This is a genomic window from Bauldia litoralis (assembly GCF_900104485.1).
Classification (GTDB): Bacteria; Pseudomonadota; Alphaproteobacteria; order Rhizobiales; family Kaistiaceae; genus Bauldia; species Bauldia litoralis.
On record NZ_FMXQ01000007.1, the window covers coordinates 61,066 to 82,622 of the forward strand.

Annotated in this window: 28 protein-coding genes; 20 read left to right on the forward strand and 8 right to left on the reverse strand. The window is 67.6% G+C overall.

Annotation, left to right across the window (positions count from 1 at the left end):
- Positions 1-3 precede the first annotated feature (3 nt).
- The 4 genes from BLT60_RS16415 to BLT60_RS16430 all read right to left on the reverse strand — a co-directional run bounded on the left by BLT60_RS16415 (position 4) and on the right by BLT60_RS16430 (position 3,359).
- A complete protein-coding gene (locus BLT60_RS16415; RefSeq protein WP_090877955.1) occupies positions 4-216 on the reverse strand; it encodes a tautomerase family protein in 213 nt (70 codons plus the stop codon).
- 63 nt (positions 217-279) lie between these two features.
- On the reverse strand, positions 280-1,131 hold the full coding sequence (locus BLT60_RS16420) for a phosphodiester glycosidase family protein (RefSeq protein ID WP_090877957.1): 852 nt from the start codon (positions 1,129-1,131) through the stop codon (positions 280-282).
- Positions 1,132-1,248: 117 nt separating this feature from the next.
- The gene (locus BLT60_RS16425) at positions 1,249-2,637 is read right to left on the reverse strand and encodes an ATP-binding protein (protein ID WP_139167869.1); all 1,389 of its coding nucleotides are present in this window, start codon (positions 2,635-2,637) and stop codon (positions 1,249-1,251) included.
- Complete coding sequence (locus tag BLT60_RS16430) at positions 2,634-3,359, reverse strand: response regulator (protein WP_090877961.1); 726 nt, start codon at positions 3,357-3,359, stop codon at positions 2,634-2,636. The genes BLT60_RS16425 and BLT60_RS16430 overlap by 4 nt, the downstream gene beginning before the upstream one ends.
- Before the next feature lie 199 nt (positions 3,360-3,558).
- Here BLT60_RS16430 and BLT60_RS16435 point away from each other — a divergent pair, with 199 nt between their 5' ends.
- The 3 genes from BLT60_RS16435 (at position 3,559) to BLT60_RS16445 (ending at position 6,102) form a co-directional block, all read left to right on the forward strand.
- On the forward strand, positions 3,559-4,305 hold the full coding sequence (locus tag BLT60_RS16435; protein WP_090877963.1) for an EF-hand domain-containing protein: 747 nt from the start codon (positions 3,559-3,561) through the stop codon (positions 4,303-4,305).
- Positions 4,306-4,416: 111 nt separating this feature from the next.
- Positions 4,417-5,058: a PEBP family protein gene (locus BLT60_RS16440; protein ID WP_090877965.1), complete on the forward strand. Its 642-nt coding sequence runs from the start codon at positions 4,417-4,419 to the stop codon at positions 5,056-5,058.
- Between the two features lie 63 nt (positions 5,059-5,121).
- Positions 5,122-6,102 (forward strand): YHYH protein, encoded by a 981-nt coding sequence (locus tag BLT60_RS16445; protein WP_090877967.1) that lies wholly within the window; start codon positions 5,122-5,124, stop codon positions 6,100-6,102.
- A gap of 107 nt (positions 6,103-6,209) precedes the next feature.
- Here the strand turns inward: BLT60_RS16445 and BLT60_RS16450 are convergent, their stop codons facing one another.
- Together BLT60_RS16450 and BLT60_RS16455 are read right to left on the reverse strand one after the other, a co-directional pair.
- Positions 6,210-6,674: an SRPBCC domain-containing protein gene (locus BLT60_RS16450; protein ID WP_090877968.1), complete on the reverse strand. Its 465-nt coding sequence runs from the start codon at positions 6,672-6,674 to the stop codon at positions 6,210-6,212.
- On the reverse strand, positions 6,671-7,009 hold the full coding sequence (locus tag BLT60_RS16455; protein WP_090877971.1) for an ArsR/SmtB family transcription factor: 339 nt from the start codon (positions 7,007-7,009) through the stop codon (positions 6,671-6,673). The genes BLT60_RS16450 and BLT60_RS16455 overlap by 4 nt, the downstream gene beginning before the upstream one ends.
- Before the next feature lie 237 nt (positions 7,010-7,246).
- On the opposite strand from BLT60_RS16455, the gene guaB reads away from it, so the two are divergent.
- The 16 genes from guaB to BLT60_RS16535 all read left to right on the forward strand — a co-directional run bounded on the left by guaB (position 7,247) and on the right by BLT60_RS16535 (position 19,782).
- On the forward strand, positions 7,247-8,737 hold the full coding sequence (gene guaB / locus BLT60_RS16460) for an IMP dehydrogenase (RefSeq protein WP_090877973.1): 1,491 nt from the start codon (positions 7,247-7,249) through the stop codon (positions 8,735-8,737).
- A gap of 61 nt (positions 8,738-8,798) precedes the next feature.
- Positions 8,799-9,221 (forward strand): MAPEG family protein, encoded by a 423-nt coding sequence (locus tag BLT60_RS16465; protein ID WP_090877974.1) that lies wholly within the window; start codon positions 8,799-8,801, stop codon positions 9,219-9,221.
- Between the two features lie 22 nt (positions 9,222-9,243).
- A complete protein-coding gene (locus BLT60_RS16470; protein WP_090877976.1) occupies positions 9,244-10,545 on the forward strand; it encodes an RsmB/NOP family class I SAM-dependent RNA methyltransferase in 1,302 nt (433 codons plus the stop codon).
- Positions 10,545-10,913, forward strand: a complete 369-nt coding sequence (locus BLT60_RS16475) for a hypothetical protein (RefSeq protein ID WP_090877978.1) — start codon at positions 10,545-10,547, stop codon at positions 10,911-10,913. Before BLT60_RS16470 ends, BLT60_RS16475 begins: the two co-directional genes overlap by 1 nt.
- A gap of 83 nt (positions 10,914-10,996) precedes the next feature.
- Entirely contained in the window at positions 10,997-11,386 is a 390-nt protein-coding gene (locus BLT60_RS16480; RefSeq protein WP_090877980.1) for a hypothetical protein, read from the forward strand.
- Positions 11,376-12,056: a 5'-methylthioadenosine/S-adenosylhomocysteine nucleosidase gene (locus BLT60_RS16485; protein ID WP_090877981.1), complete on the forward strand. Its 681-nt coding sequence runs from the start codon at positions 11,376-11,378 to the stop codon at positions 12,054-12,056. The genes BLT60_RS16480 and BLT60_RS16485 overlap by 11 nt, the downstream gene beginning before the upstream one ends.
- Positions 12,057-12,099: 43 nt before the next feature.
- Positions 12,100-12,912, forward strand: a complete 813-nt coding sequence (locus BLT60_RS16490) for a DUF6544 family protein (protein ID WP_090877983.1) — start codon at positions 12,100-12,102, stop codon at positions 12,910-12,912.
- 150 nt (positions 12,913-13,062) lie between these two features.
- Entirely contained in the window at positions 13,063-13,416 is a 354-nt protein-coding gene (locus BLT60_RS16495) for a YciI family protein (protein ID WP_090877984.1), read from the forward strand.
- Between the two features lie 10 nt (positions 13,417-13,426).
- Entirely contained in the window at positions 13,427-13,792 is a 366-nt protein-coding gene (locus BLT60_RS16500; RefSeq protein ID WP_090877986.1) for a YciI family protein, read from the forward strand.
- Positions 13,789-15,033, forward strand: a complete 1,245-nt coding sequence (locus BLT60_RS16505) for an RNA polymerase sigma factor (RefSeq protein WP_425285031.1) — start codon at positions 13,789-13,791, stop codon at positions 15,031-15,033. The genes BLT60_RS16500 and BLT60_RS16505 overlap by 4 nt, the downstream gene beginning before the upstream one ends.
- 110 nt (positions 15,034-15,143) lie before the next feature.
- Positions 15,144-15,770: a cation efflux transmembrane domain-containing protein gene (locus BLT60_RS16510; RefSeq protein WP_090877990.1), complete on the forward strand. Its 627-nt coding sequence runs from the start codon at positions 15,144-15,146 to the stop codon at positions 15,768-15,770.
- 83 nt (positions 15,771-15,853) lie between these two features.
- Complete coding sequence (locus tag BLT60_RS16515) at positions 15,854-16,627, forward strand: SDR family NAD(P)-dependent oxidoreductase (RefSeq protein WP_090877992.1); 774 nt, start codon at positions 15,854-15,856, stop codon at positions 16,625-16,627.
- A 142-nt stretch (positions 16,628-16,769) separates the two neighbouring features.
- Complete coding sequence (gene guaA, locus BLT60_RS16520; RefSeq protein WP_090877994.1) at positions 16,770-18,317, forward strand: glutamine-hydrolyzing GMP synthase; 1,548 nt, start codon at positions 16,770-16,772, stop codon at positions 18,315-18,317.
- 7 nt (positions 18,318-18,324) lie between these two features.
- Complete coding sequence (locus BLT60_RS16525) at positions 18,325-18,675, forward strand: ArsC family reductase (protein WP_090877996.1); 351 nt, start codon at positions 18,325-18,327, stop codon at positions 18,673-18,675.
- Between the two features lie 110 nt (positions 18,676-18,785).
- Positions 18,786-19,520 carry an SDR family oxidoreductase gene (locus BLT60_RS16530; protein ID WP_090877998.1) on the forward strand — a complete coding sequence of 245 codons (735 nt, stop codon included), beginning with the start codon at positions 18,786-18,788 and terminating at the stop codon, positions 19,518-19,520.
- Between the two features lie 61 nt (positions 19,521-19,581).
- Positions 19,582-19,782, forward strand: a complete 201-nt coding sequence (locus BLT60_RS16535) for a hypothetical protein (protein ID WP_090878447.1) — start codon at positions 19,582-19,584, stop codon at positions 19,780-19,782.
- A 60-nt stretch (positions 19,783-19,842) separates the two neighbouring features.
- Here the strand turns inward: BLT60_RS16535 and BLT60_RS16540 are convergent, their stop codons facing one another.
- Both BLT60_RS16540 and BLT60_RS16545 read right to left on the reverse strand, forming a co-directional pair.
- Positions 19,843-20,376 carry a L,D-transpeptidase gene (locus BLT60_RS16540; protein ID WP_244521303.1) on the reverse strand — a complete coding sequence of 178 codons (534 nt, stop codon included), beginning with the start codon at positions 20,374-20,376 and terminating at the stop codon, positions 19,843-19,845.
- 25 nt (positions 20,377-20,401) lie between these two features.
- The gene (locus BLT60_RS16545) at positions 20,402-20,824 is read right to left on the reverse strand and encodes a L,D-transpeptidase (RefSeq protein WP_090878001.1); all 423 of its coding nucleotides are present in this window, start codon (positions 20,822-20,824) and stop codon (positions 20,402-20,404) included.
- A 154-nt stretch (positions 20,825-20,978) separates the two neighbouring features.
- Between BLT60_RS16545 and BLT60_RS16550 the strand changes: the two genes are divergently transcribed.
- Positions 20,979-21,548: an NnrU family protein gene (locus BLT60_RS16550; RefSeq protein WP_090878004.1), complete on the forward strand. Its 570-nt coding sequence runs from the start codon at positions 20,979-20,981 to the stop codon at positions 21,546-21,548.
- Positions 21,549-21,557 lie beyond the last annotated feature (9 nt).

The window sequence follows — 21,557 nt, forward strand, 5'->3', positions numbered from 1 at the left end:
GCGTCAGGAGGACTTGGCGCGCATCTCCTTGACACTTTCGGGGCCGACGAACCAGTCCTTCGCCCCGACATCCTCGAAAACGACCCAGACGGCCGAGGCGTTGACGCCCATTTCCTCGGCGATCGCCTGCGAAACCTTGCCGGCGACGGCGGTCTTGCGGGCTTCGGCGTCGTCGCCCAGGTTTTCGGCGACGTAGGTGATCTTGACCATCGGCATCGAGGTTTCCTCCTTCTTTGAAGATCGCCCGGCGCGGGTCTGCTCAGGCTCCCGTTGCGCCGGCTACTGGGGCAGTGTGGATAGCACAATCGCGTTCTGAACGGTGGAGCCGCCAGGAATCACGATCTCACCCGTATCGCCGCGCCAGATTGCCTGGGTCGAAGGCCCGCCATCGAGATTGATGGCGATGTCGCAGCCGACGCCGCCATCGCCGGTCGGCGCGGCGAGAAGCTCGGCCAGACGCAGCAGGCTGAGACCGTCGCTATCGGCCACCACGGCAACGATTGCGCCGTGACGCAGGCAGAGGGCGCTCCTGCGGTCCCGGACTCCCTGGCTGCGAATGCCGACCTTGCCGCCCGGGTCGACCAGAATTGGACCGACCTGAACCGCGCTCTTCAGCGCCCTTGGCGCTGGCGCATCCGCTCGATAGCTGATTGATGCCGCCCCGGCGCCGACATGCAGGACGCCAGAGCCGGCCCGTTCGTGCTCCATGGCAACCGTGACGCCGTCGACCACCAGCAGGCCGCTCGGCGACAGGCGGCCGTCATCGTCGCGCTCGAAGAAGCCACCATTGATGGCGAAGACATCGCCTGGCCCGGCGAGAAAATCGAGGGCGCGACTGCCGGTCTCTTCGTGCTGCTGGACGGTGCGGACGCCGAACCGCGACGTGTCGAAGGCGAAGACGTGGACCGCGAGGCCATCGGCGGGGAGGGCGATGGTCCGGTGATCGAGTCCCGGGAGTAGCTCGGAGTCCTCGGCCGCCCTGCTGCTTTCGAGGATCAGCGCGAGGGCGGGCTCGGGCTTTTCCGCCGGCTTCGTCGTCTGCGCGCTCGTGGATGGCGCTGCGACCCCCATCGCGATCAGCGCTGCGACGAGAGCAAACCGGCGACGGGGATGTGACGGTCGCGATGTCATGCCTGTGACTCCAACGCTGGGATGACTGGTCCTCAGGGGGCCGAAACGGGCAGGAGGCAGACCCTCCCGTCACGCCGGCAAGTCACACACGCGAATTGCGGCGGTGGAAAGGAGCGGTCAGGCAGTCTGCGCGGCGGGCGGCGGCAAGCGAATCTCGACGCGAAGGCCGCCTTCGGGCCGGTTGGAAAGCGTCATCCCGCCGCCATGGCCGAGAATGATCGAGCGGGCGATCGACAGGCCGAGGCCGACGCCGCCGGTCTCGCGGCTCCGCGAGGTCTCCAGCCGGACGAAAGGCTTGAACACCTCCTCGACGCGATCCGCGGGGATGCCGGGGCCGTCGTCATCGACCGTGATGATCGGCCCGGCCTTGGTATCGGCGAGCGTGACGCGGGCGCGCTTGCCGTAGCGGACGGCATTTTCGAGCACGTTGCCGATGGCACGCTTGATCGCTGTCGGCCGGCAGGAATAGGGGAGCCGACCGCCGCCGGTGAAGGTTACCTGGTGGCCGAGCGTCGACTGGTCGTCGACGACGCTTTCGATCAGGGCTTCAAGGTCGACCTGCCGCGCCGATTCCGCCGCGGCGTCGTCGCGGGCGAAGGCCAGCGTCGCCTCGGTCATCCGCTGCATGTCGTCGAGGGTCGCCGACATCCGGGTCCGCGCCTCCTCGTCGTCGAGCAGTTCGGCGCGCAGCTTGAGCGAGGTGATCGGCGTGCGCAGGTCGTGGCCGATCGCCGCCAGCATCCGCGTGCGGTCGGCGATGAATCGCTCCAGCCGGTCCTGCATCCGGTTGAAGGCGGAGGTCAGCCGTCGCACCTCGTTGGGGCCGGTCTCAGGCAGCGGCTTCGACGGGCCACCGAGGCCGAAAGCCTCGACGCTCTTGGCGAGCGCCGCGAGGGGAAGTGTTACGCGCCGCACGGTGAAGCCGATGATCAGCAGGATCGCGGCCGCCATCAGCAGCGCGGAGATGATCGTGGGCCAGGGGAACGGGACCTGCTCGGCCCGAATCCGGGTCTGGGCGTTAAGCCAGCCGCCGTCGGGAAAGGGCACCGAGGCCCGCACGTCATAGTCCGGGTCGGCATAGGGGTGGTCGCGGCCGGGGCCGTGCTTCGGTCCGTCCCGCGGTCCCCTGGTCTGCTTGCCCTTGTCGTCGACGAGGGCGATGCGCGGCGGTTCGCGCAACTGCATCTGGAACATCCGGTCGAAGGGCGCATTGGCCGCCTCCGCTCCGGGATCCGCCTTTTCGACGGCGCTGTTGTTGCTGATCCAGTAGCGGATGCGCGGCGACGTGGCGGCCACCGCCAGCGCCGGCCGCGTATCCTTCGGCGAACTGGCAAGCACCCGCACGACCGACGCCATGTTGCCGAGCAGGCCCGCCCGGTTGGCGACGCGCACCGCGTCCTCGCGGTCGCCGGTGAAGAGCAGGAAGCTCACCCCCTGCGCCACGACCAGCGCGCCGATCAGCAGCGCGACGAGCTGCCCGCCGAGACTTTTCGGCAGCACCCTCATTTCGGTCGTTCCTCGACATCGCAGGCCAGCACATAGCCGCCGCCCCACACCGTCTTGACGATGGTCGGCGCCTTAGGGTCCGCCTCGATCTTCTTGCGCAGCCGGCTGATCTGGTTGTCGATCGACCGCTCGAACGGTTCGAGCGACCGACCGCTGGTCAGGTCGAGAAGCTGGTCGCGCGACAGCACCATATGCGGCCGGCGGACGAAGACCGTCAGCAGGCGATACTCGGTCGTTGACAGCGGGATGGCGACGCCGTCCTCGCCGACGATCTCCCGCCGGGCGGTGTCGAGGGTCCAGCGGTCGAACCGGATTTCAGCATTCTTCGGCTGCTCGGTCTGGCGCGGCAGGGCACGCGAGCGCCGCAGCACCGCCTTGACCCGGGCCAGCAATTCGCGCGGATTGAACGGCTTGGTGACATAGTCGTCGGCGCCGATCTCGAGCCCGACCACCCGGTCGGTATCCTCGGCCATCGCGGTCAGGAGGATGACCGGCAGGTCGGTGGTCTCACGCACGAAGCGGCAGAGCGACAGCCCGTCCTCGCCGGGCATCATGATGTCGAGCACCACCAGGTCGATGGCATTGGTCTTGAGCAGGCGCCGCATCTCGACGCCGCCATTCGCCGTCGAGGTCCGCATGCCGGACTTGGCGAGATACTTGGCCAGCGGCTCGCGGATATCGGCTGAATCGTCGACGATCAGGATGTGTGGCGAGGTTTCCATGACGTGTTAATCGCCCCTCCAACCGGCTTCTGCGAGGCCGGTTTTGGCCCGTTTACCGGAAAAGATGTAACGCTTTGTATCAGCCCGCCTTCCTGCCAACCCTCGATACAAACCGGGGGATCTGAGCCACACGCTTTCGCTCGATCACCCCTATCTCCCGGTCTGTCCACCCCCGGACGTGTATGGAAGGAAGATTACGATGAACACACGCAGCAAAGTTCTTGTCGCAGCCTTGATGGCCTCCGCCGTCGGCATCGCGGCCACCCCGAGCTTCGCCGATGCCGGAGACGGCATGCGCAAGCAGCCGCAGCAGATGGCTCACCGCGATGACGACCGTCGCGGCGACGAGCATCGCCGCGGCGGCCCCGGCCACCACGGTGCCGGCGATCGCGACGGTCACGGCCCCCGCGGTCCGGGCGGTCCCGGCGGCATGGGCGACGGCCCGCGTGGCGGCATGCCCGAGATCCTGATCGAGCGGTTCGATGTCAATGAGGACGGAACCATCACCGCCGAGGAGATCGCCACGGTGAATGCCGAGCGCGTCGGCGAGTATGACACGGACGGAAACGGTGCGCTGTCGCTGGAGGAATTCAAGGCGCTCTGGGCCGACACGATGAACCTTCGCATCGTCCGCGATTTCCAGCAGCTCGATCCGGATGGCGATGCCTCGGTGACCCTCGAGGAGTACAGTGTCCGCTACGACACCATGCTGGAGCACCTCGACCGCAACGATGACGGCGCGATCGACGAGGCCGAACTGGCTGGCCCGCGGGGCGGTCCGGGTGGTCCCGGCAAGGGCCACGGCGGTCCGGGAATGGGCAAGGGGCCTGGTCCGGGTAATGGCCCGGGCATGGGCAACGGTCCCGGCGACGGCATGGGCAAAGGCCCCGGCAACGGTCCGGGCAAGGGTCCCGGTCCGAAGGGGCCTGCCCCGCAGAACGGCTGACGCCTGACGACGCCGTGATCGGCAACAACGAGCCGCCCGGTCCGCATCGCGGTCCGGGCGGTCTTCGCCGCAAACGGTCAGGACCTGACTCAACACGGGGACATCGACACCATGCGATACGTGCTTCTCACCGGACTCATCGCGAGCCTCGCGGCCCCGGCCGCCATGGCCGAGACCTTTTCGGCCGACGTCTGGGCCGACAACTGGTTCGCCTTGCAGGTGAATGGCGAAACCGTCGCCGAAGACAGCGTGCCGATCACCACCGAACGCTCGTTCAACGCCGAGAGCTTCTCCTTCGAGGCGGAACGCCCCTTTACGATCGGGTTGATCGCCAAGGACTTCAGGGAAAACGACAGCGGCCTCGAATATATCGGCACCAACCGCCAGCAGATGGGTGACGGCGGGGTCATCCTGCAGGTCAAGGACGCCAGCGGCGCCACCGTCGTGGTCAGCGACGCCGGCTGGGACTGCCTGGTGATCCATGAAGCCCCGCTCGACAAGTCCTGCGAGGGCGAAAGCAACCCGGTCGCCGGTGAGGGCGCCTGCGCCTTCCGGGTGACGGAGGAACCGGCCGGCTGGAGCACCGCGGATTTCGACGCCGCCGGCTGGCAGGCGGCAAGCGTTTTCTCCGAACGCGAAGTCAGCCCGAAGGACGGCTACGACCGCATCCGCTGGGACGATGCGGCGGAGCTGATCTGGGGACCGGACCTGGAAACCGACAACACCGTGCTTTGCCGGATAACGGTCGAGTAGACGGCGTTTGACCCGAACGCAGGCGCAGTGTCCCGCCCGTCACTCCAGCCCGGGGAATTCAAGATGACCAGTCTTCACCTGCGACCGCTGACAGCGGTGCTGCCGTTCATCGTTGCCGCTTGCGCCGCCCAATCGGCGGCGGCCCATGATGATCGCTGCGCGGTGATCGCGGCTTCTGTCGAAGAGGCCGGATTCTCCGACACCGTTTCAGTGATCTGCGAAGGCGGCCACGCCAGCATCGTCTCCGACACCTATCCCGACCACGAGATGATGACCGGGATCGTCGGCACCAACGAACAGGTTCCGGTGCCGGCGGTCGGCTATGCAGCGCCGATTCCGCTGGAGACCACGCTGCGCGACACCCCGCAGACCCGTGACGCGTCGCTTGGCGTCGCGGTCAACGGCGTGCCGATCTATGACTATACCGCCGGTGGCGAGATGACCGAGGCGGACCTCCACCATCATCAGACCCGTCACGACACCCTGACCACCCACCAGCTCGACGTCTGTGGCGGTCACGCGGGTCGCGGCGACGACTATCACTATCACGTCAAGCCGACCTGCATGATCGAGCAGATGGAGAATGCCGGCGATGATGCCGTCATCGGTTGGGCGTATGACGGTTTCCCGATCTACGGCGACAACAACCCCGACGGGACCGCGATCGCCAAGGGCGACCTCGACGTCTGCAACGGCCAGCCGGACGCGACATTCGGCTATCGCTATCACACGTCCGAGGATGCCCCCTACATCGTCCAGTGCCTGATGGGCGAGGTCGCCGACTTCCGTTCCCTGCCACGGGTGGCGCCGCTCAGGGGAGCCGACGCTGGGCCCGGTCCCACTCCCGGCGTTCCACCGCGCGGCGGTGTCCAGGATCTCGTCTTCACCGAGAGCGACGATGGCGAGCGCAGGATGGACTACACCTACGAGGGCGAGGCCTATTACATCCACTACAGGCCCTCGGACAGGCCCGATTGCTACGATTTCGAAACCCGGACCGTCACCAATGGCGGGGCCGTCCAGACGGGCGAATATTGTCGCTGACGCCGGGTTGCCGGCGGCGCTTCCCCGGGCCGTCGGGATTGATCGAAGGGCGGATGCGATTCCGCCCTTCGAGTTTCTCGGGTCTGGGCGCTGACCTAGAGCATCGTCTAGAGCATCGTCTCGAGCCGGGCGTAGCTCGCCTCCATGCCTTCCTCCATGCCGGTCGCCAGCATGGCTGTCCGCGCCTCGGCATCGGGGAGGGTCATGCGCAAGGTCAGCAGCGTGCCGTCGCCATCCGGCGTGAAGGTCGTCTCGACATGGTTGTCGGGGGTTGGATCGGGCAGGTGCATGCGTTCGACATGGACGATCCGGCTGAAAGGCACGAGCTCGATATATTCGCCGGTCAGGTAGAAGCCGCCGCCCTTGCCGTCGCTCCACTCGCAACGCAGCTGGCCGCCCGGCCGCGCTTCGCTGATGCAGACCGGCATCGTCCAGCCATCCGGGCCGAACAGCCATTTCTGCATGATCTCGGCCTCGGTATGCGCCCGGTAGACGGCTTCCGGCGGGGCGGCGAAACGGCGTTTGACGACGACGTGCTTGTCGCCTTCGGTCTCAAGCGTCAGTTGGTTCATGGGGTGTCCTTCGGGTTGGTAGCGGTCATCTCGGCCAGCACGTCGTCCAGCCGGTCGTAGTTGCGGGCCATGGTGTCGCGAAGCATGCCGAGCCACTGGTCGATCGCGGCGACGCCGTCGGGCGCCAGCCGGCACGGCCTTTTCGTGCCGTCGACCCGGCGGACGATCAGCCCGGCCTGATCGAGAATCTTCAGGTGTCGGGAGACGGCCGGCTGGGTCATCGCGAAGGGTTTGGCGAGTTCCATGACGGTCGCCTCGCCGAGCGCCAGTCGGGCGAGGATCGCCCGGCGTGTCGGATCGGCAAGGGCGGAAAAGGCGGTATCGAGGTTTTTCATCACGTTGTCCTTATATAAACAATTTATTATATAAAGGCGCTGTGATGTCAAGCGTCGAGACGCCGCGAATATCTCGGCGCAACGACCGCCCGGACCCATCGCCAAACCGACCGACAAGACCGCTTTGCCGAATCGTAGGGGACGTGCTAGTGACCCGCGCCAATTCTTTTCAACGGAGCGCCGCACCCGTGCCAGGTCCTTTCTGGCCGGCGGTGCCCCATTTTCCGGGAGTTGGCGATGGCCAATCTGATCGAGTCCTCCCTCATCCACGAGGCGCTCGCCTTTGACGATGTCCTGCTGGCGCCGGGCTATTCGGAGGTGCTGCCGGGCGATGCCGATCTCCGCACCCGCCTGACCCGGTCGATCAACCTGAACCTGCCGATCATCTCGGCGGCGATGGATACGGTCACCGACGCCAACCTGGCGATCGCCATGGCCCAGGCCGGTGGCCTCGGCGTCATTCACCGCAATTTCTCGCCCGAGGAACAGGCCGAGCAGGTCCGCCAGGTCAAGAAGTTCGAATCCGGCATGGTGGTCAATCCCGTGACCATCCAGCCCGGTGCGACCCTTGCCGACGCCCTGACCCTGATGAAGCACCATAATATCTCCGGCATTCCGGTGGTCGAGACCGGCGCCGGGCCGGGCCGGTTGGTCGGTATCCTCACCCATCGCGATGTCCGCTTCGCCTCCGACCCGAGCCAGCGCGTCGCCGAACTGATGACCCGCGACAATCTCGTGACCGTGACGGAGTCGGTCGATCAGGATGAGGCCAAGCGGCTGCTCCACCAGCACCGCATCGAGAAGCTGCTGGTCGTCGACGACGCCTATCGCTGCGTCGGGCTGATCACCGTCAAGGATATCGAGAAGAGCCAGCTCAACCCGAACGCCACCAAGGACGAGCAGGGGCGCCTGCGCGCCGCCGCCGCCTCGACCGTCGGCAAGGGCGGCATCGAGCGCGCCGAGCGGCTGATCGACGCCGAGTGCGACCTGATCGTCATCGATACCGCCCACGGTCATTCCGCCGGCGTGCTGGAATCGGTCCGTCGGGTGAAGGAACTGTCCAACCGGGTTCAGGTCATCGCCGGCAATGTCGCCACCGCCGACGGCGCCAAGGCGCTGATCGACTCTGGCGCCGACGCGGTGAAGATCGGCATCGGGCCGGGCTCCATCTGCACGACGCGGATCGTCGCCGGGGTCGGGGTGCCGCAGTTGACCGCGGTGATGGACGCCGCCGAGGCGGCCGCGAAGGAGGACATCCCGGTGATCGCCGACGGCGGCATCAAGTTCTCCGGCGACCTAGCCAAGGCGCTGGCCGCCGGCGCCTCCTGCGCGATGATCGGCTCACTGCTGGCCGGTACCGACGAGAGCCCGGGCGAGGTCTACCTGCACCAGGGCCGGTCCTACAAGTCCTACCGCGGCATGGGCTCGATCGGCGCCATGGCGCGCGGCTCCGCCGACCGCTACTTCCAGGCCGAGGTGCGCGACACGCTGAAGCTGGTGCCGGAAGGCATCGAGGGGCAGGTGCCCTACAAGGGCCCGGTCGCCGGCGTGCTTCACCAGTTGGCCGGCGGCTTGCGGGCGGCGATGGGCTATGTCGGCGCCGCCGATCTCGGCGAACTCCGCGCCAAGGCGCGCTTCGTCAGGATTTCCGGCGCGGCCCTGCGGGAAAGCCACGTCCACGACGTGACGATTACCCGCGAAAGCCCGAATTACCCGGGGCGGGCCTGATCCCGTCCCTTTTTCGCTACTTTTTACCCGCAATCGGGAGGGCCATGGAGCATGAGTCCCAATGAGCCTGACCGTCACTTTTGCGCCCCTGTTCGTCCAGGTGGCGCTGACCTTTGCGCTGCTTTTGCGCCTCGGACAGTTGCGCACCCGGCTGGTCCGCGGCGGCGTCGTCAACCTGCGCGACTATGCCAACGGCCACGACGTCTGGCCGCAGGACGTCAAGAATGTCGCGAATGCCTTCCGCAACCAGTTCGAGCTGCCGGTCCTGTTCTACCTCGTCACCGTCCTGGCCTTTCTCGCCGGTCGCATGTCGATGGCGCTGCTGGTCTTCTCCTGGCTCTTCGTCGTGACGCGCCTGCTCCATGCGCTGATCTATGGGACGACCAACAACATTCCCCGACGCTTCGCCGTTTACGCGGCGGGCTTCTTCATCCTGATGGCGATGTGGATCGTCTTCCTGATCAGCGTGGTTGCCCCGCAATGACTGCACTCCCGGGCTTTGCCCGATGACGCCCGCCGCACGGCTTGCCGCCGCCATCGAGGTCGTCGCCGACATGGAAACCCGCCATCGCCCCGTCGCCGGGGCGCTGAAGGACTGGGGCCTGTCGCACCGTTTCGCCGGCTCAAAGGATCGCGCCGCCATCGGCAACATCGTCTACGACACGCTGCGCTGGCGGAGTTCGAGCGCCTGGGCGATGGGCGAGGAAAGCCCGCGTGCTCTCGTTCTCGGCATGGCTGGGCGGCATTGGGGGATGGACGGGGCGAGGCTTGCCGCGCTGATCGACGGCGTCCCGCATGCGCCGGAACTGCTGACCGGTACCGAACGCGAACGCATCGACACCGCCGACCTGTCCACCGCGCCGGGCCATGTTCGGGCCGATATTCCCGAATGGCTGGCGCCGCATTTCGAGCGCAGCTTCGGTGACGCCTGGATCGCGGAAGGCGTGGCGCTGGCGCTGCGGCCGCCGCTCGACCTGCGGGTCAACCGGCTCAAGGCCGACCGTGACAAGGTAATGAAATCGCTTGGGAAACTGGGCGCGGCCGAGACGACTTTCGCGCCCGATGGCCTGCGTATCGCGGCGACTGAAAAGGACGGCCGGCACCCCAATGTCCAGGTCGAACCGGCCTTCCAGCGGGGGCTGTTCGAGATCCAGGACGAGGGCAGCCAGCTGGCGGCGCTGATGGTCGGGGCCAAGCCCGGCGAACAGGTTCTCGACCTCTGCGCCGGGGCCGGCGGCAAGACGCTGGCGCTCGCCGCCGCGATGGAAAACAAGGGCCAGATACTGGCCACGGACAGCGACCGGACGCGGCTGGCGCCCATCTTTGACAGGCTGAAACGGGCCGGGACACGCAACGGACAGGTCCGTCCCGCCGGTGACTCGCTCGACGACCTGGATGGCAAGATGGACGCCGTCCTGATCGACGCGCCCTGCACCGGCACCGGCACCTGGCGCCGCCGTCCCGACGCCAAGTGGCGGCTGAGCGAACGCAACCTCGCCGACCGGATCGCCGAGCAGTCGGCGCTGCTGACGGCGGCGGTCCGCTACCTCAAGCCGGGTGGCCGGCTGGTCTATGTCACCTGCTCGATGATGCCGGACGAGAATGACGACCGCATCGCCGCCTTCGTCGCCGCGACCGAGGGCATGACGCCGGTCGATCCGAAGACGGCGGTCGAGCGGAGCCTCGGAGCGGAGCTTGGGCCCCGCCTCGTCGCTGCCAGCCGCCTGACCGCGCACGGTGTCATGATGACGCCGGCGACGACGGGTACGGATGGGTTTTTCGTCAGTGTGCTGGAAAGGACGGGTTGATGAAGACGCTTCTGTCATCGGTTGCCTTGCTTGCCCTCACGAGCGCACCGGCGCTAGCCGAATTCCCCTTCGAGGGGGAGTGGGCCTATGACTGCGAGATCGCGGCCGGCGACCTGGTGCCGACGGTGATCGCCGACGGCCGGGTCCTGTATTACGAGAGCGAGTGCTCTATCGACAACGTAGCGGCGATCGGTGCGGGCGACCAGGCCTGGAACCTCAAGCTGAGCTGCGCCGGCGAGGGCGACGAGTGGCAGCGCAATGTCCTCTTCGCCGTCGAACTCGGTAACGAGGGCGAGCCGCTGCAGCTGATCGAGGTCGATCTCGACGACGGCTATGTGCTCGCTCGCGATCGCTGCGACCTGAACTAGATCCGCGTCGGCCAAGGGTCGCCATGCCGGTCGCGCTGCCATAAGCTTCGCGCGTGCCCGGTCCTGTCGGAGACGTTCGAATCGTGAAATCCATCGCTGCGACGCTTGCCCTGCTGTTTGCCGCCGCCGGTCCCGCGCTTGGCGCGACGCCGCTCGACGGCGCTTGGTATTTCGAATGCGGCGCCGACATTCCCGACACCGACAACAAGACCGTGATCGCCGACGACCGCATCGTCACCGGCGACGTGATCTGCGACATCAAGGAGGTGAAACGCATCGGCGGCGAGGGGCAGGTCTGGCGCCTGACCAATTCCTGCATCGAGAAGGGCGAGGCCTGGATCGAGGATGTGATCTTCGGCTTTGAAGTCGACTATGACGGCAAGATCCTGCGTCTCGTCGAGATCGGCATGGACGACGGTTACGCGCTGACTTACCTCGCCTGCAAGGACACGTCGCCGAACGATGATCAGTAAGGCCACGCCACCGCCCGTGTCGCGCTACGGCACGCTCTCGGTCCTCTTCGTCATGGCGACGGAGCAGGAATACGGGCCACATCTACAGCGCCGGATCACGCCGGTCATCACCGGCGTCGGGCCGGTCGAGGCGGCGGTCGGAGCCGCCGCCGCGCTCGGCGAACTCGACCGGGTCGGCGCGCTGCCCGACCTTGTCTGCTCGCTCGGCACCGCCGGTTCGGCGTCGCTGGAGCATGCCGGGATCTACCAGGTCTCGAGCGTCGCCTATCGCGACATGGACGCCTCGCCGATCGGCTTCGACAAGGGCGTGACGCCGTTCAGCGGCGAACCGGCGGTGATCGCCGTTCCCGACCGCATTCCCGACATCCCGGCGGCGTCGATTTCGACCGGCGGCAACATCGTTTCGGGCAAGGCCTATGATGCGATCGCTGCCGACATGGTCGACATGGAGACCTACAGCGTCGCGCGCGCCGCCCGCCGTTTCGGCGTGCCGATCATCGGGCTGAGGGGAATCAGCGACGGCCGCAGCGACCTGACCGGCCTGCACGACTGGACCGAGTTCCTTCACATCCTCGACGAGAAGCTGGCGGTCTGCCTCGACGCCTTCGCCGACTATGTCGCCGAGGGCCGCTTCCGACCCGGCGCGGGTGACGTGGGTGGCACGGGCTGAGGTCGATCGGAGTCGGGCGCCGGCCAGGAGAAGGGCTCGCCGGATGATCTTCGTTATCCTCTTTGCGATCCTCGTCGTGGCGCTGGTGGTTCACCTCACGGCCCGGCGGCTGTTCGACATGGAGATCGAGACGGCCTTCGCCGCGGTGGGCAAGGTCGCGCCCGTGGCGGTCGACCGGGCCGAACTGCCGCCGCTGGTCCGCGCCTTTGCCGAACGCGCAACCGGCGAGCCCGGCGACCTGCCGGCGCGGGTCTCCTTCACCCAGGACGCGGCGCTGAAGTTGCGGCCCGAGGCGGAGTGGACCAGTGTGACGGCACGGCAGGTCATCGGCATCGGCGCGCCGGCCTTCGCCTGGGATGCGCGGGCTGACATCATGCCGCTGGTCGGGATGCGGGTAATCGACGCCTATGTCGGCGGCGAGGGGCGGCTCCGGGTCCGGTTGCTCGGCTCCATCCCGGTGGCCAACGCGACCGGACCCGAGGTCAACTACGGAGAGCTCTATCGCTATCTCGCCGAACTGCCCTGGGCGCCGCAGGCCATCCTCGGCAATCCGGCGCTGCGCTGGCGGCAGATCGACGATGCCACCGTCGAAGTCGCGGCCGAGACATCGGACGGCGACCTCGCCCGCGTCCGCCTCACCTTCGACGCGGCCGGCGACATCACGGTGATCGAGGCCGACGACCGGCCGCGCGAGGAAAAGGGGGCGTTCCTCCATACCCGCTGGCGCGGCGAATTCACGGATTACCGCGACTTCGGCGGCATCCGCCTGCCGGCCCATGCCGAGGTCTCATGGCTGCTCGACGACGGGCCGTTCACCTATTTCCGCGGCGACCTGGTGTCGTATGAGGCAGATTAGGCCACCCGAAAGCCTTCGAGTCCCTTGGTTCTGACCCCTCTGCCGATCTTTTGTTGCCGAATACTGTAGTGCCTGTCCAAATCGACCGGCGTCGCGCGTCAGTGTGACGGCGGGGCATGAGCGCCCGCCGGACAACACAGGAGATTTGAGATGCAGTTCATGCTGATGACCTATGTCGACGAGACGGGTTTCACGAAGTTGACGCCGGCCGAGCAGGAGGCCGGGATCGCCGCCTATCGCGCCTATACCGAGGCGATCATGGCCGCCGGCGTCGCCTCGTCCTGGGGCCGGCTGCAACCGAGCGCGGCGGCGACGACGGTTCGCGAGGCGGATGGCAAGCCGCAGGTTCTCGACGGACCCTACGCCGACAGCAAGGAGCAGTTGGGCGGCTACTACATCATCGACGTGCCGGACCTCGATGCAGCGCTTGCCTGGGCGGCGCGCTGCCCGACGACCAGCCACGGCGTGGTCGAGGTGCGGCCGTTCTGGACCGAGCCGTCCTAGAGCCGGAATCATGCGCTACATCCTGCTCCTCTACCAGGACGAGACCGGGTTCTGGTTCCGGCTGAGCGATGCCGAAAGGGCGGCGGAAGGCGCGCGGTATGAAGCGTTCGCGCGGGCGCTCGGCGAGGCGGGGCAACTCGTCGCCGCCGAGCGGTTCGAGCCCTATTACACGGCGCGGACCGTGCGTCGGGCCGGCGACCGGCCGGCGGTCGGCGAGGGTGCTTATGCCGACACCCCGGAACAACTCGGCGGGGCGTTCATCATCGAGGTTGCCGACGAGGAGGAAGCGCTGGCCTGGGCGGCGCGATGCCCGACGATTGGCCATGGCGTCGTCGAGATACGCCGCCTGTGGCAGCCACCGGCCGCGCCGCCGTGACCAGCCAGGGCAACGCGGCGCGCGATACCGCCGAGATGGTCGCCCGCGACAGCTACGGCCGGCTGGTAGCGCTGCTGGCCGTGCGGACCCGCGACGTGGCGGCGGCCGAGGACGCGCTGGCTGACGCCTTTGCCGCGGCACTTGCCGACTGGCCGGCGAATGGTGTGCCGGCCAAGCCCGAGGCGTGGCTGGTCACCGTCGCCCGCCGCAGGCTGATCGATGCGGCGCGTCGCCGCCAGACCGGCGACGCGGCGGAGGGCACGCTGAGACTGCTGGCGGAGGAAGTCGACGCGGCGGCGGCCGGGCCCGGGATACCGGACCGGCGCCTTGCCCTGCTCTTCGCCTGCGCCCACCCGGCGCTCGACCCGGCCATCCGTGCGCCGCTGATGCTGCAGGTCGTGCTCGGCCTCGACGCGAAGCGCATCGCCTCGGCGTTCCTGATGTCGCCGGCGGCGATCGGCAAGCGGCTGGGTCGGGCCAAGGCCAGGATCCGGGAAGCCGGCATACCCTTCGCCGTGCCCGATCGAGCCGAGCTTCCCGGCCGGCTCGACACCGTGCTCGACGCGGTCTACGCGGCCTTCGGCGATGGCTGGGGCGATCCCGCCGGCACCGATGCGGCGCGCCGCGGCCTGTCGGCGGAGGCGCTCTACCTTGCCCGGCTGGCTGCTGCGCTGATGCCGGACGAGCCGGAAGCGCTCGGCCTGCTCGCGCTGATGCTCCATGCCGAGGCGCGGCGCGGTGCGCGCCGGAACGGGGAGGGGGACTACGTGCCGCTCGCCGATCAGGAGACGGACCTGTGGGACGCGGCGATGATCGCCGAAGCGGAGGCGGTTCTGAGGCGGGCATCCACGCGTGGCGCCATCGGCCGGTACCAGCTCGAGGCCGCCGTGCAGTCCACCCATGTCGAACGGCGGCTGACCGGCCGCGCCAACTGGGTGGCGGTGATCCAGCTCTACGACGCCTTGCAGGCGCTAACCGGCTCGCCGGTGGTGGCGCTCAACCGGCTGCTGGCAGTCGCCGAGATCGACGGCGCGGAGGCCGCGCTGGGCGAGATGGACACGCTCGCCGGGGATCGACGGCTGGTCGATTACCAGCCCTACTGGGCGGCCCGCGCCGAGCTGCTGGCGCGCGCCGGGGCGCATGGAGAAAGCCGCCGCGCCTATGCCATGGCGATCGGCCTCGAGCAGGACCCGGCGGTGCGCCGCTTCCTGCTGCGGCGGCAGGCGGGCTTGCCGGAGTGAGAGCCGGAGTGCGGGGGCCAGCTGCCGACCCGCACCGATTTGCGGAATAAACCTGCGATCTCGTAACCTTATAACCTTGATCGGCCGCGTGTTCTGACCAGAGTACGGTCATGAGCGGTTGCTGCAATCACGATGTCACCTTTGACGGCCTGTCCGCCGGCTATCGCCGTCGGCTGGTCGCGGTCATCGCGATCAACGCGGCGATGTTCGTCGTTGAAGTGATCGCCGGGCAACTGTCCGGGTCGCAGGCGCTGAAGGCGGATGCGCTCGATTTCTTCGCCGACTCGGTGACCTATGGCGCCAGCCTGTTCGTCATCGGCATGTCGCTGCGCGTCCGCGCCTCCGTTGCCTTCGCCAAGGGGATCAGCCTGATGGCGATGGGGCTATGGGTGCTCGGCACGACGCTTTACCGGGTGTTCTATATCGGCGTCCCGGAGGCCGAGGTGATGGGCATCATCGGCTTCCTGGCGCTTGCCGCCAACGTCGCCAGCGTGTTGCTGCTGATGAGCTATCGCGACGGGGACGCCAATGTCCGCTCGGTCTGGCTGTGCTCGCGCAACGACGCGATCGGCAATGTCGCGGTGATGATCGCGGCGCTCGGCGTCTGGGGAACGGCGACCGGCTGGCCGGACCTTGTCGTTGCCGGCATCATGGCGACGCTGTTCCTGAACTCCGCGATCAAGATCCTGGTCCAGTCCCGCGCCGAGATGCGCCACCTGGCGGCCGGCCACGCCTGAGGGACCGCCCGGGCGCTTGCCCATCCTCCCGCGATCGGCGAGAAAAGCCCGGCGGCCGGGACGCGCCGCGTGGAGGATGACCCGTGACCGAATTTCCGAGCTTCGACCTCTCCGGCCAGACCGCGCTGGTCACCGGCGCCGCCCGTGGCCTCGGCCGCGCCATATCGCTGGCGCTGGCCCATGCCGGGGCCGATGTCGCGCTCGGCCTGCGGGTCGCGGGGACGGGTGACGACCTCGTCGCCGAGATCGAGGCAATGGGCCGCAAGGCGCTGCCGCTGGCGATGGATGTCACCAACCTCGACGAGGTGCGGACAGCGGTCGACACCGCGGCGGAGCACTTCGGCCACATCGACATCCTGGTCAACAACGCAGGCGGCGGCGCGCCCGAGACGCCGGCCGAGGATGTCAGCGAGGCGGATTTCGATTCGACCGTCGCCGCCAACCTCAAGGGCACCTACTTCACCAGCCAGGCGGTCGGCCGCGTGATGATCCGCCAGAAATACGGCCGGATCATCAACCTCTCGTCGCAGGCCGGCCATGTCGCGCTGCCCGGCGAGTCGGTCTACTGCATGACCAAGGCCGGCATCTCGCACCTGACCAAGTGCCTGGCCGTCGAATGGGGCAAGCACAACATCACCGTCAACGCCGTGGCGCCGACCTTCTTCGAGACGCCCGGCACCGAGGAGATGCTGTCGGACCCGGAATTCCGCGCCGACGTCCTCGAGCGCATCGCCGGGCTTCACCGCCTCGGCAAGCCGGTGGAGGTCGCCGGCGTCGTCGTCTTCCTCGCCTCGCCAGCTGCGGCGATGGTCACCGGCGATTCGATCATGATCGACGGCGGCTGGACGGCGCGGTAGCCGTTGAATCGGTTTGTGAGGAAACCGGCGCATCCCCGCGGAAAGACTCAGCCGCCATGCCTGCGACGACGTGGAGCCATTGCAGACTCGCGCGCGATTGCCTAACCCGGTAGGGATCACCGCTTTCAAAGACGGGCGATCCATGACCGACACCATCCTCATCATCGATTTCGGCAGCCAGGTGACCCAGCTGATCGCGCGGCGGGTGCGCGAGGCGGGGGTCTATTCCGAGATCGCGCCCTACAACAAGGCCGAGGAGGCGATCGCCCGGCTGAAGCCGAAGGGGCTGATCTTGTCCGGCGGGCCGGCCTCGGTGCTCGACAGCGACTCGCCGCTGCCGCCGATGGCGATCTACGAGGCCGGGCTGCCGATGCTTGGCATCTGCTACGGCGAGCAGGCGATGGCGCTGCAACTCGGCGGCGGGGTCGAGGCGGAGCATAACCGCGAGTTCGGCCGCGCCTTCGTCGAGGTGACCAAGCCGGCCGGGCTGTTCGACGGCGTCTGGTCGGTCGGCGAGCGCCACCAGGTGTGGATGAGCCACGGCGACCGGGTGACGGCGACGCCGCCGGGCTTCGAGGTGGTCGGCACCTCCGAGAACGCGCCCTTCGCGATGATCGCCGACGAGGCGCGGAAATTCTACGCGATCCAGTTCCACCCCGAGGTCGTCCATACGCCGGACGGCGCCAGGCTGCTGACCCGTTTCGCCCGCGACATCGTCGGCTGCGCCGGCGACTGGACTATGGCCGCCTTCCGCGACCAGGCGATCGAGCGGATCCGGGCGCAAGTCGGTGACGGGCGGGTGATCTGCGGGCTCTCCGGCGGCGTCGACTCGGCGGTGGCGGCGGTGCTGATCCACGAGGCGATCGGCGAGCAGCTGACCTGCGTCTTCGTCGACCACGGACTGCTGCGCCAGGGCGAGGCGGAGCAGGTCGTCGACCTCTTCCGCGACCACTACAACATCCCGCTGGTCCATGCCGAGGAGGCCGACCGCTTCCTCGACGCGCTGGAGGGCGTCGGCGACCCGGAGGCCAAGCGCAAGATCATCGGCGGGCTGTTCATCGACGTCTTCGACGCGGAGGCGAAGAAGATCGGCGGCGCCGATTTCCTGGCGCAGGGGACGCTCTATCCGGACGTGATCGAGAGCGTCTCGGCGATCGGCGGCCCGTCGGTGACGATCAAGTCGCACCACAATGTCGGCGGCCTGCCGGAACGCATGAAGATGAAGCTGGTCGAGCCGCTGCGCGAATTGTTCAAGGACGAGGTCCGCGACCTTGGTCGCGAACTCGGCCTGCCGGACGCCTTTGTCGGCCGCCATCCCTTCCCGGGACCGGGGCTGGCCATCCGCTGCCCCGGCGGCGTGACGCGCGACAAGCTGGCGATCCTGCGCGAGGCCGACGCGATCTATCTCGACGAGATCCGCAAGGCCGGGCTCTATGACGTGATCTGGCAGGCCTTCGCGGTGCTGCTGCCGGTGCAGACCGTCGGCGTCATGGGCGACCAGCGCACCTACGACTTCGTCCTGGCCCTGCGCGCCGTGACCTCGACCGACGGCATGACGGCGGATTTCTACCACTTCGACATGGATTTCCTCGGCCGCGCCGCGACCCGGATCATCAACGAGGTGCGCGGCGTCAACCGCGTCGTCTACGACGTGACCTCGAAGCCGCCGGGCACGATCGAGTGGGAGTGAGGGGCCAGTGACTGTCACCATCTACGGCATCCGGAACTGCGATACGATGAAGAAGGCGCGGGCCTGGCTTGACGGGCATGGCGTCGCCTATGACTTTCACGACTTCAAGAAGAGCGGCATCGACAAGGGACGGCTCGAGGGCTGGGCGCGGGTGGTCGGCTGGGAGGTGCTGCTCAACCGGGCCGGGACGACCTTTCGCAAGCTGGCCGATGCCGACAAGGCGGGACTGGACGAGGCGAAGGCGATTTCGCTGATGCTCGAACAGCCGACCATGATCAAGCGGCCGGTGCTCGATCTCGGCGGCACGATCCTGGTCGGCTTCAAGCCCGAGATCTACGCCGCTGCGTTTGACGGCTGAGCCGAGCATCGCCAAGCCTTCGGCGTGGTTTCGCCGGGACGCCGGGCGACCTGCGCCACGCGTGCCGCCGCGCTACACTCTGCGCCGACGGGGAATCGAAGGGGCAGGGCATGAGCGGCGATCTCGAGGGCAAGACCGTACTGGTAACGGCGGCGGGGCAGGGGATCGGCCGGGCGACGGCGCTGGCCTTCGGCCGGGCCGGCGCGACGGTCCATGCGACGGACATCAACGCCGAGACGCTGGCCGGGATCGACGGGCAGCCGGGGATCGCCATCCGCCGGCTGGATGTGCGCGACGGCGCGGCGGTCGATGCGGCGGTGGCCGATATCGGCGCGATCGATGCCCTGTTCAACTGCGCCGGCTTTGTCCATGTCGGAACGATCCTCGACATGACCGACGATGAGTTCGACTTTGCCGTCGACCTCAATGTCCGGTCGATGGTGCGGACTATTCGCGCGGTGCTGCCCGGCATGATCGCCCGCGGCGGAGGTTCCATAATCAACGTCGCCTCGGTGGTCGGCAGCATCACCGGCGCGCCGAACCGCTGCGCCTACGGCATCACAAAGGCGGCGGTGGTCGGCCTGACCAAGTCGGTCGCCACCGACTTCGCCGGCAAGGGCATCCGCTGCAACGCCATCTGTCCGGGCGCGGTCGACAGCCCGTCGCTCGACGGGCGGTTTCGCGCCCAGGGCGATTACGAGGCGGCGCGGGCCGCCTTCGTCGCCCGTCAGCCGCTCGGCCGGCTGGGGACGCCGGAGGAGGTCGCCGACCTTGCCGTCTACCTCGCTGGGGCCAGCAACACGACCGGCCAGGCCCACGTCATCGACGGCGGCTGGACCACCTGACGGCCGGCAAATGGGGAACGCCGGGAAGGCGGCTGCGTTGTCGCTCCAGAAGGAGAACCCCATGACAACGGACAAACGCGGCGAACGCCAACGCAGTCTTGAAGAGCGTCCCTATCTCGGTGAGAACGGCGCACCAACCCAGGGTGGTCGCGACGGCGGCAGGCTGGCGCGCGATATCGGCAGCCGCGACGAGCGCAAGCGGACCGAGGAGCGGCCGGCCGGCGCCACGCGCGTCCGCAAGGAAGACGAACTGGACGACTGACCCCTGGAACGAGAACGGCCGCCCGGAGGCGGCCGCTTTTCGTTGGTGATGGACCGGTCTCTACCGGACGATCGACACCAAGGCGTTTTCGGTCCCGTTTGCCTTGACCAGCTTGAAGAAGGTCTCGGCATTGTCGGGATGGAGCCGGATGCAGCCATGCGATGCCGGGCTGCCGAGGCGCTTGAGGTCGGTCGTCCCGTGCACCGCATAACCGCGGTAGAAGAACACCGACCAAGGCATCGGCGCGTTGTTATACTTGCGCGACCGGTGGCGCGGGGACAGCCATTCGGCGGTCCAGCGACCGGTCGGCGTGCGGTAACTGCCGCGGCCACTCGATACGGTGAAGACGTGGGTCAGCTTCTCGTCGACATAGACATGCATGGTCTGGTCGGAGAGATCGACCCGGGCAACGATGGTTTGTGGCCCTGGCTTTTCGTTTTCCGCCGCCGGCTCGACCGTTTCGATGCTGGCGACGCGCATGCCGTCGAGAAGTTCGGCCGCGGCGGGGTTTCCGCCGACGACCGCCATTCCGACGGCAAGCAAACCGACATGCCAGCCGCGCGCGGCTGCGCGGCCCAGTCCCTTGATACGCATCGGACTGCCTCCGCCGATCGTCAGCCTAGCGGGTGACCACGACGCGGGCGTTGCCCATGCCGTACTGCTGGATCAGCGAATAAAGCTTCGCGGCGTTGGAGGGATGCAGGCGAACGCAGCCATGCGAGGCCGGACGGCCAAGGTTGCGGATCGAGGTCGTGCCGTGGATGGCGTAGCCACCGCGGAAGAACACCGAATAGGGCATCGGCGCGTTGTCATACTTGCGCGAATACCAGTTCTTCTCGAGACGCTGCGGGCGGTAGGTGCCGGTCGGCGTGGCGTAGCCGCTGCGCCCGGTCGACACCGGCCACGTATACTTGCTGACGCCGTTGACCTTGACGACCATCCGCTGCGACGAGATGTCGATCCGTGCCTCGACCTTTGCCGCGGCAGCGGGAAATGCGAAAGCGAGCGCAAAAAGCGCGACTGCAATGCCAAGAAGTCTCATGTGATCCAGCCCTTCTGTTTAAACGATCCGCGACCGTTGGCGCGGAACTCAACCCTTCCCCAAGTGCCGAGCATCATAGCAAGCCTTTCATAAACAACATGTAACTGGCCGGTCCGCGTGCTAGATCATCGTCAGGTGTAGCAAGGGGGCAACTATGGTGGTCCTGATACTTGGGCTGATCCTCTTTCTCGGCGTGCATTCGGTCCGGATGCTCGCACCGGGCGGGCGCGATGCCGCAATTGGCCGATTTGGCGAAGGCGCCTATAAAGGTGCCTATACGCTGGCATCGCTGATCGGATTAGTCCTTATCGTATGGGGATTTGGCAGGACTGCTTCAGATCCTGCCTTCCTTTACGCCCCGCCATTCTGGCTGCGCCACGCAACCGAGCTCCTGGTGCTGGTCGCCCTGGTTCTCGCGGTCGCCAGCGCCTTGCCGCCGAGCCATATCGGGCGGGCGGTCCGCCATCCGCTGCTGGTCGGAACCGCGATCTGGGCGGTCGCTCACCTTTTCGTGAACGGCGAAGTCGGCACGACGATCCTGTTCGGCGCCTTCCTGATCTGGGCGGTCGTCGACCTGATTGCCCAGCGCAGCCGGCCGCCGAAACCCAAGGCGCCGCCTTCCTGGCGGTTCGACATCATCGCCGTGGTGGCCGGCGCAGCGATCTACGGATTGCTGGTATGGCGCGCCCACCTCTGGCTATTCGGCGTCAGCCCGATTACCTGAACGCCCAAC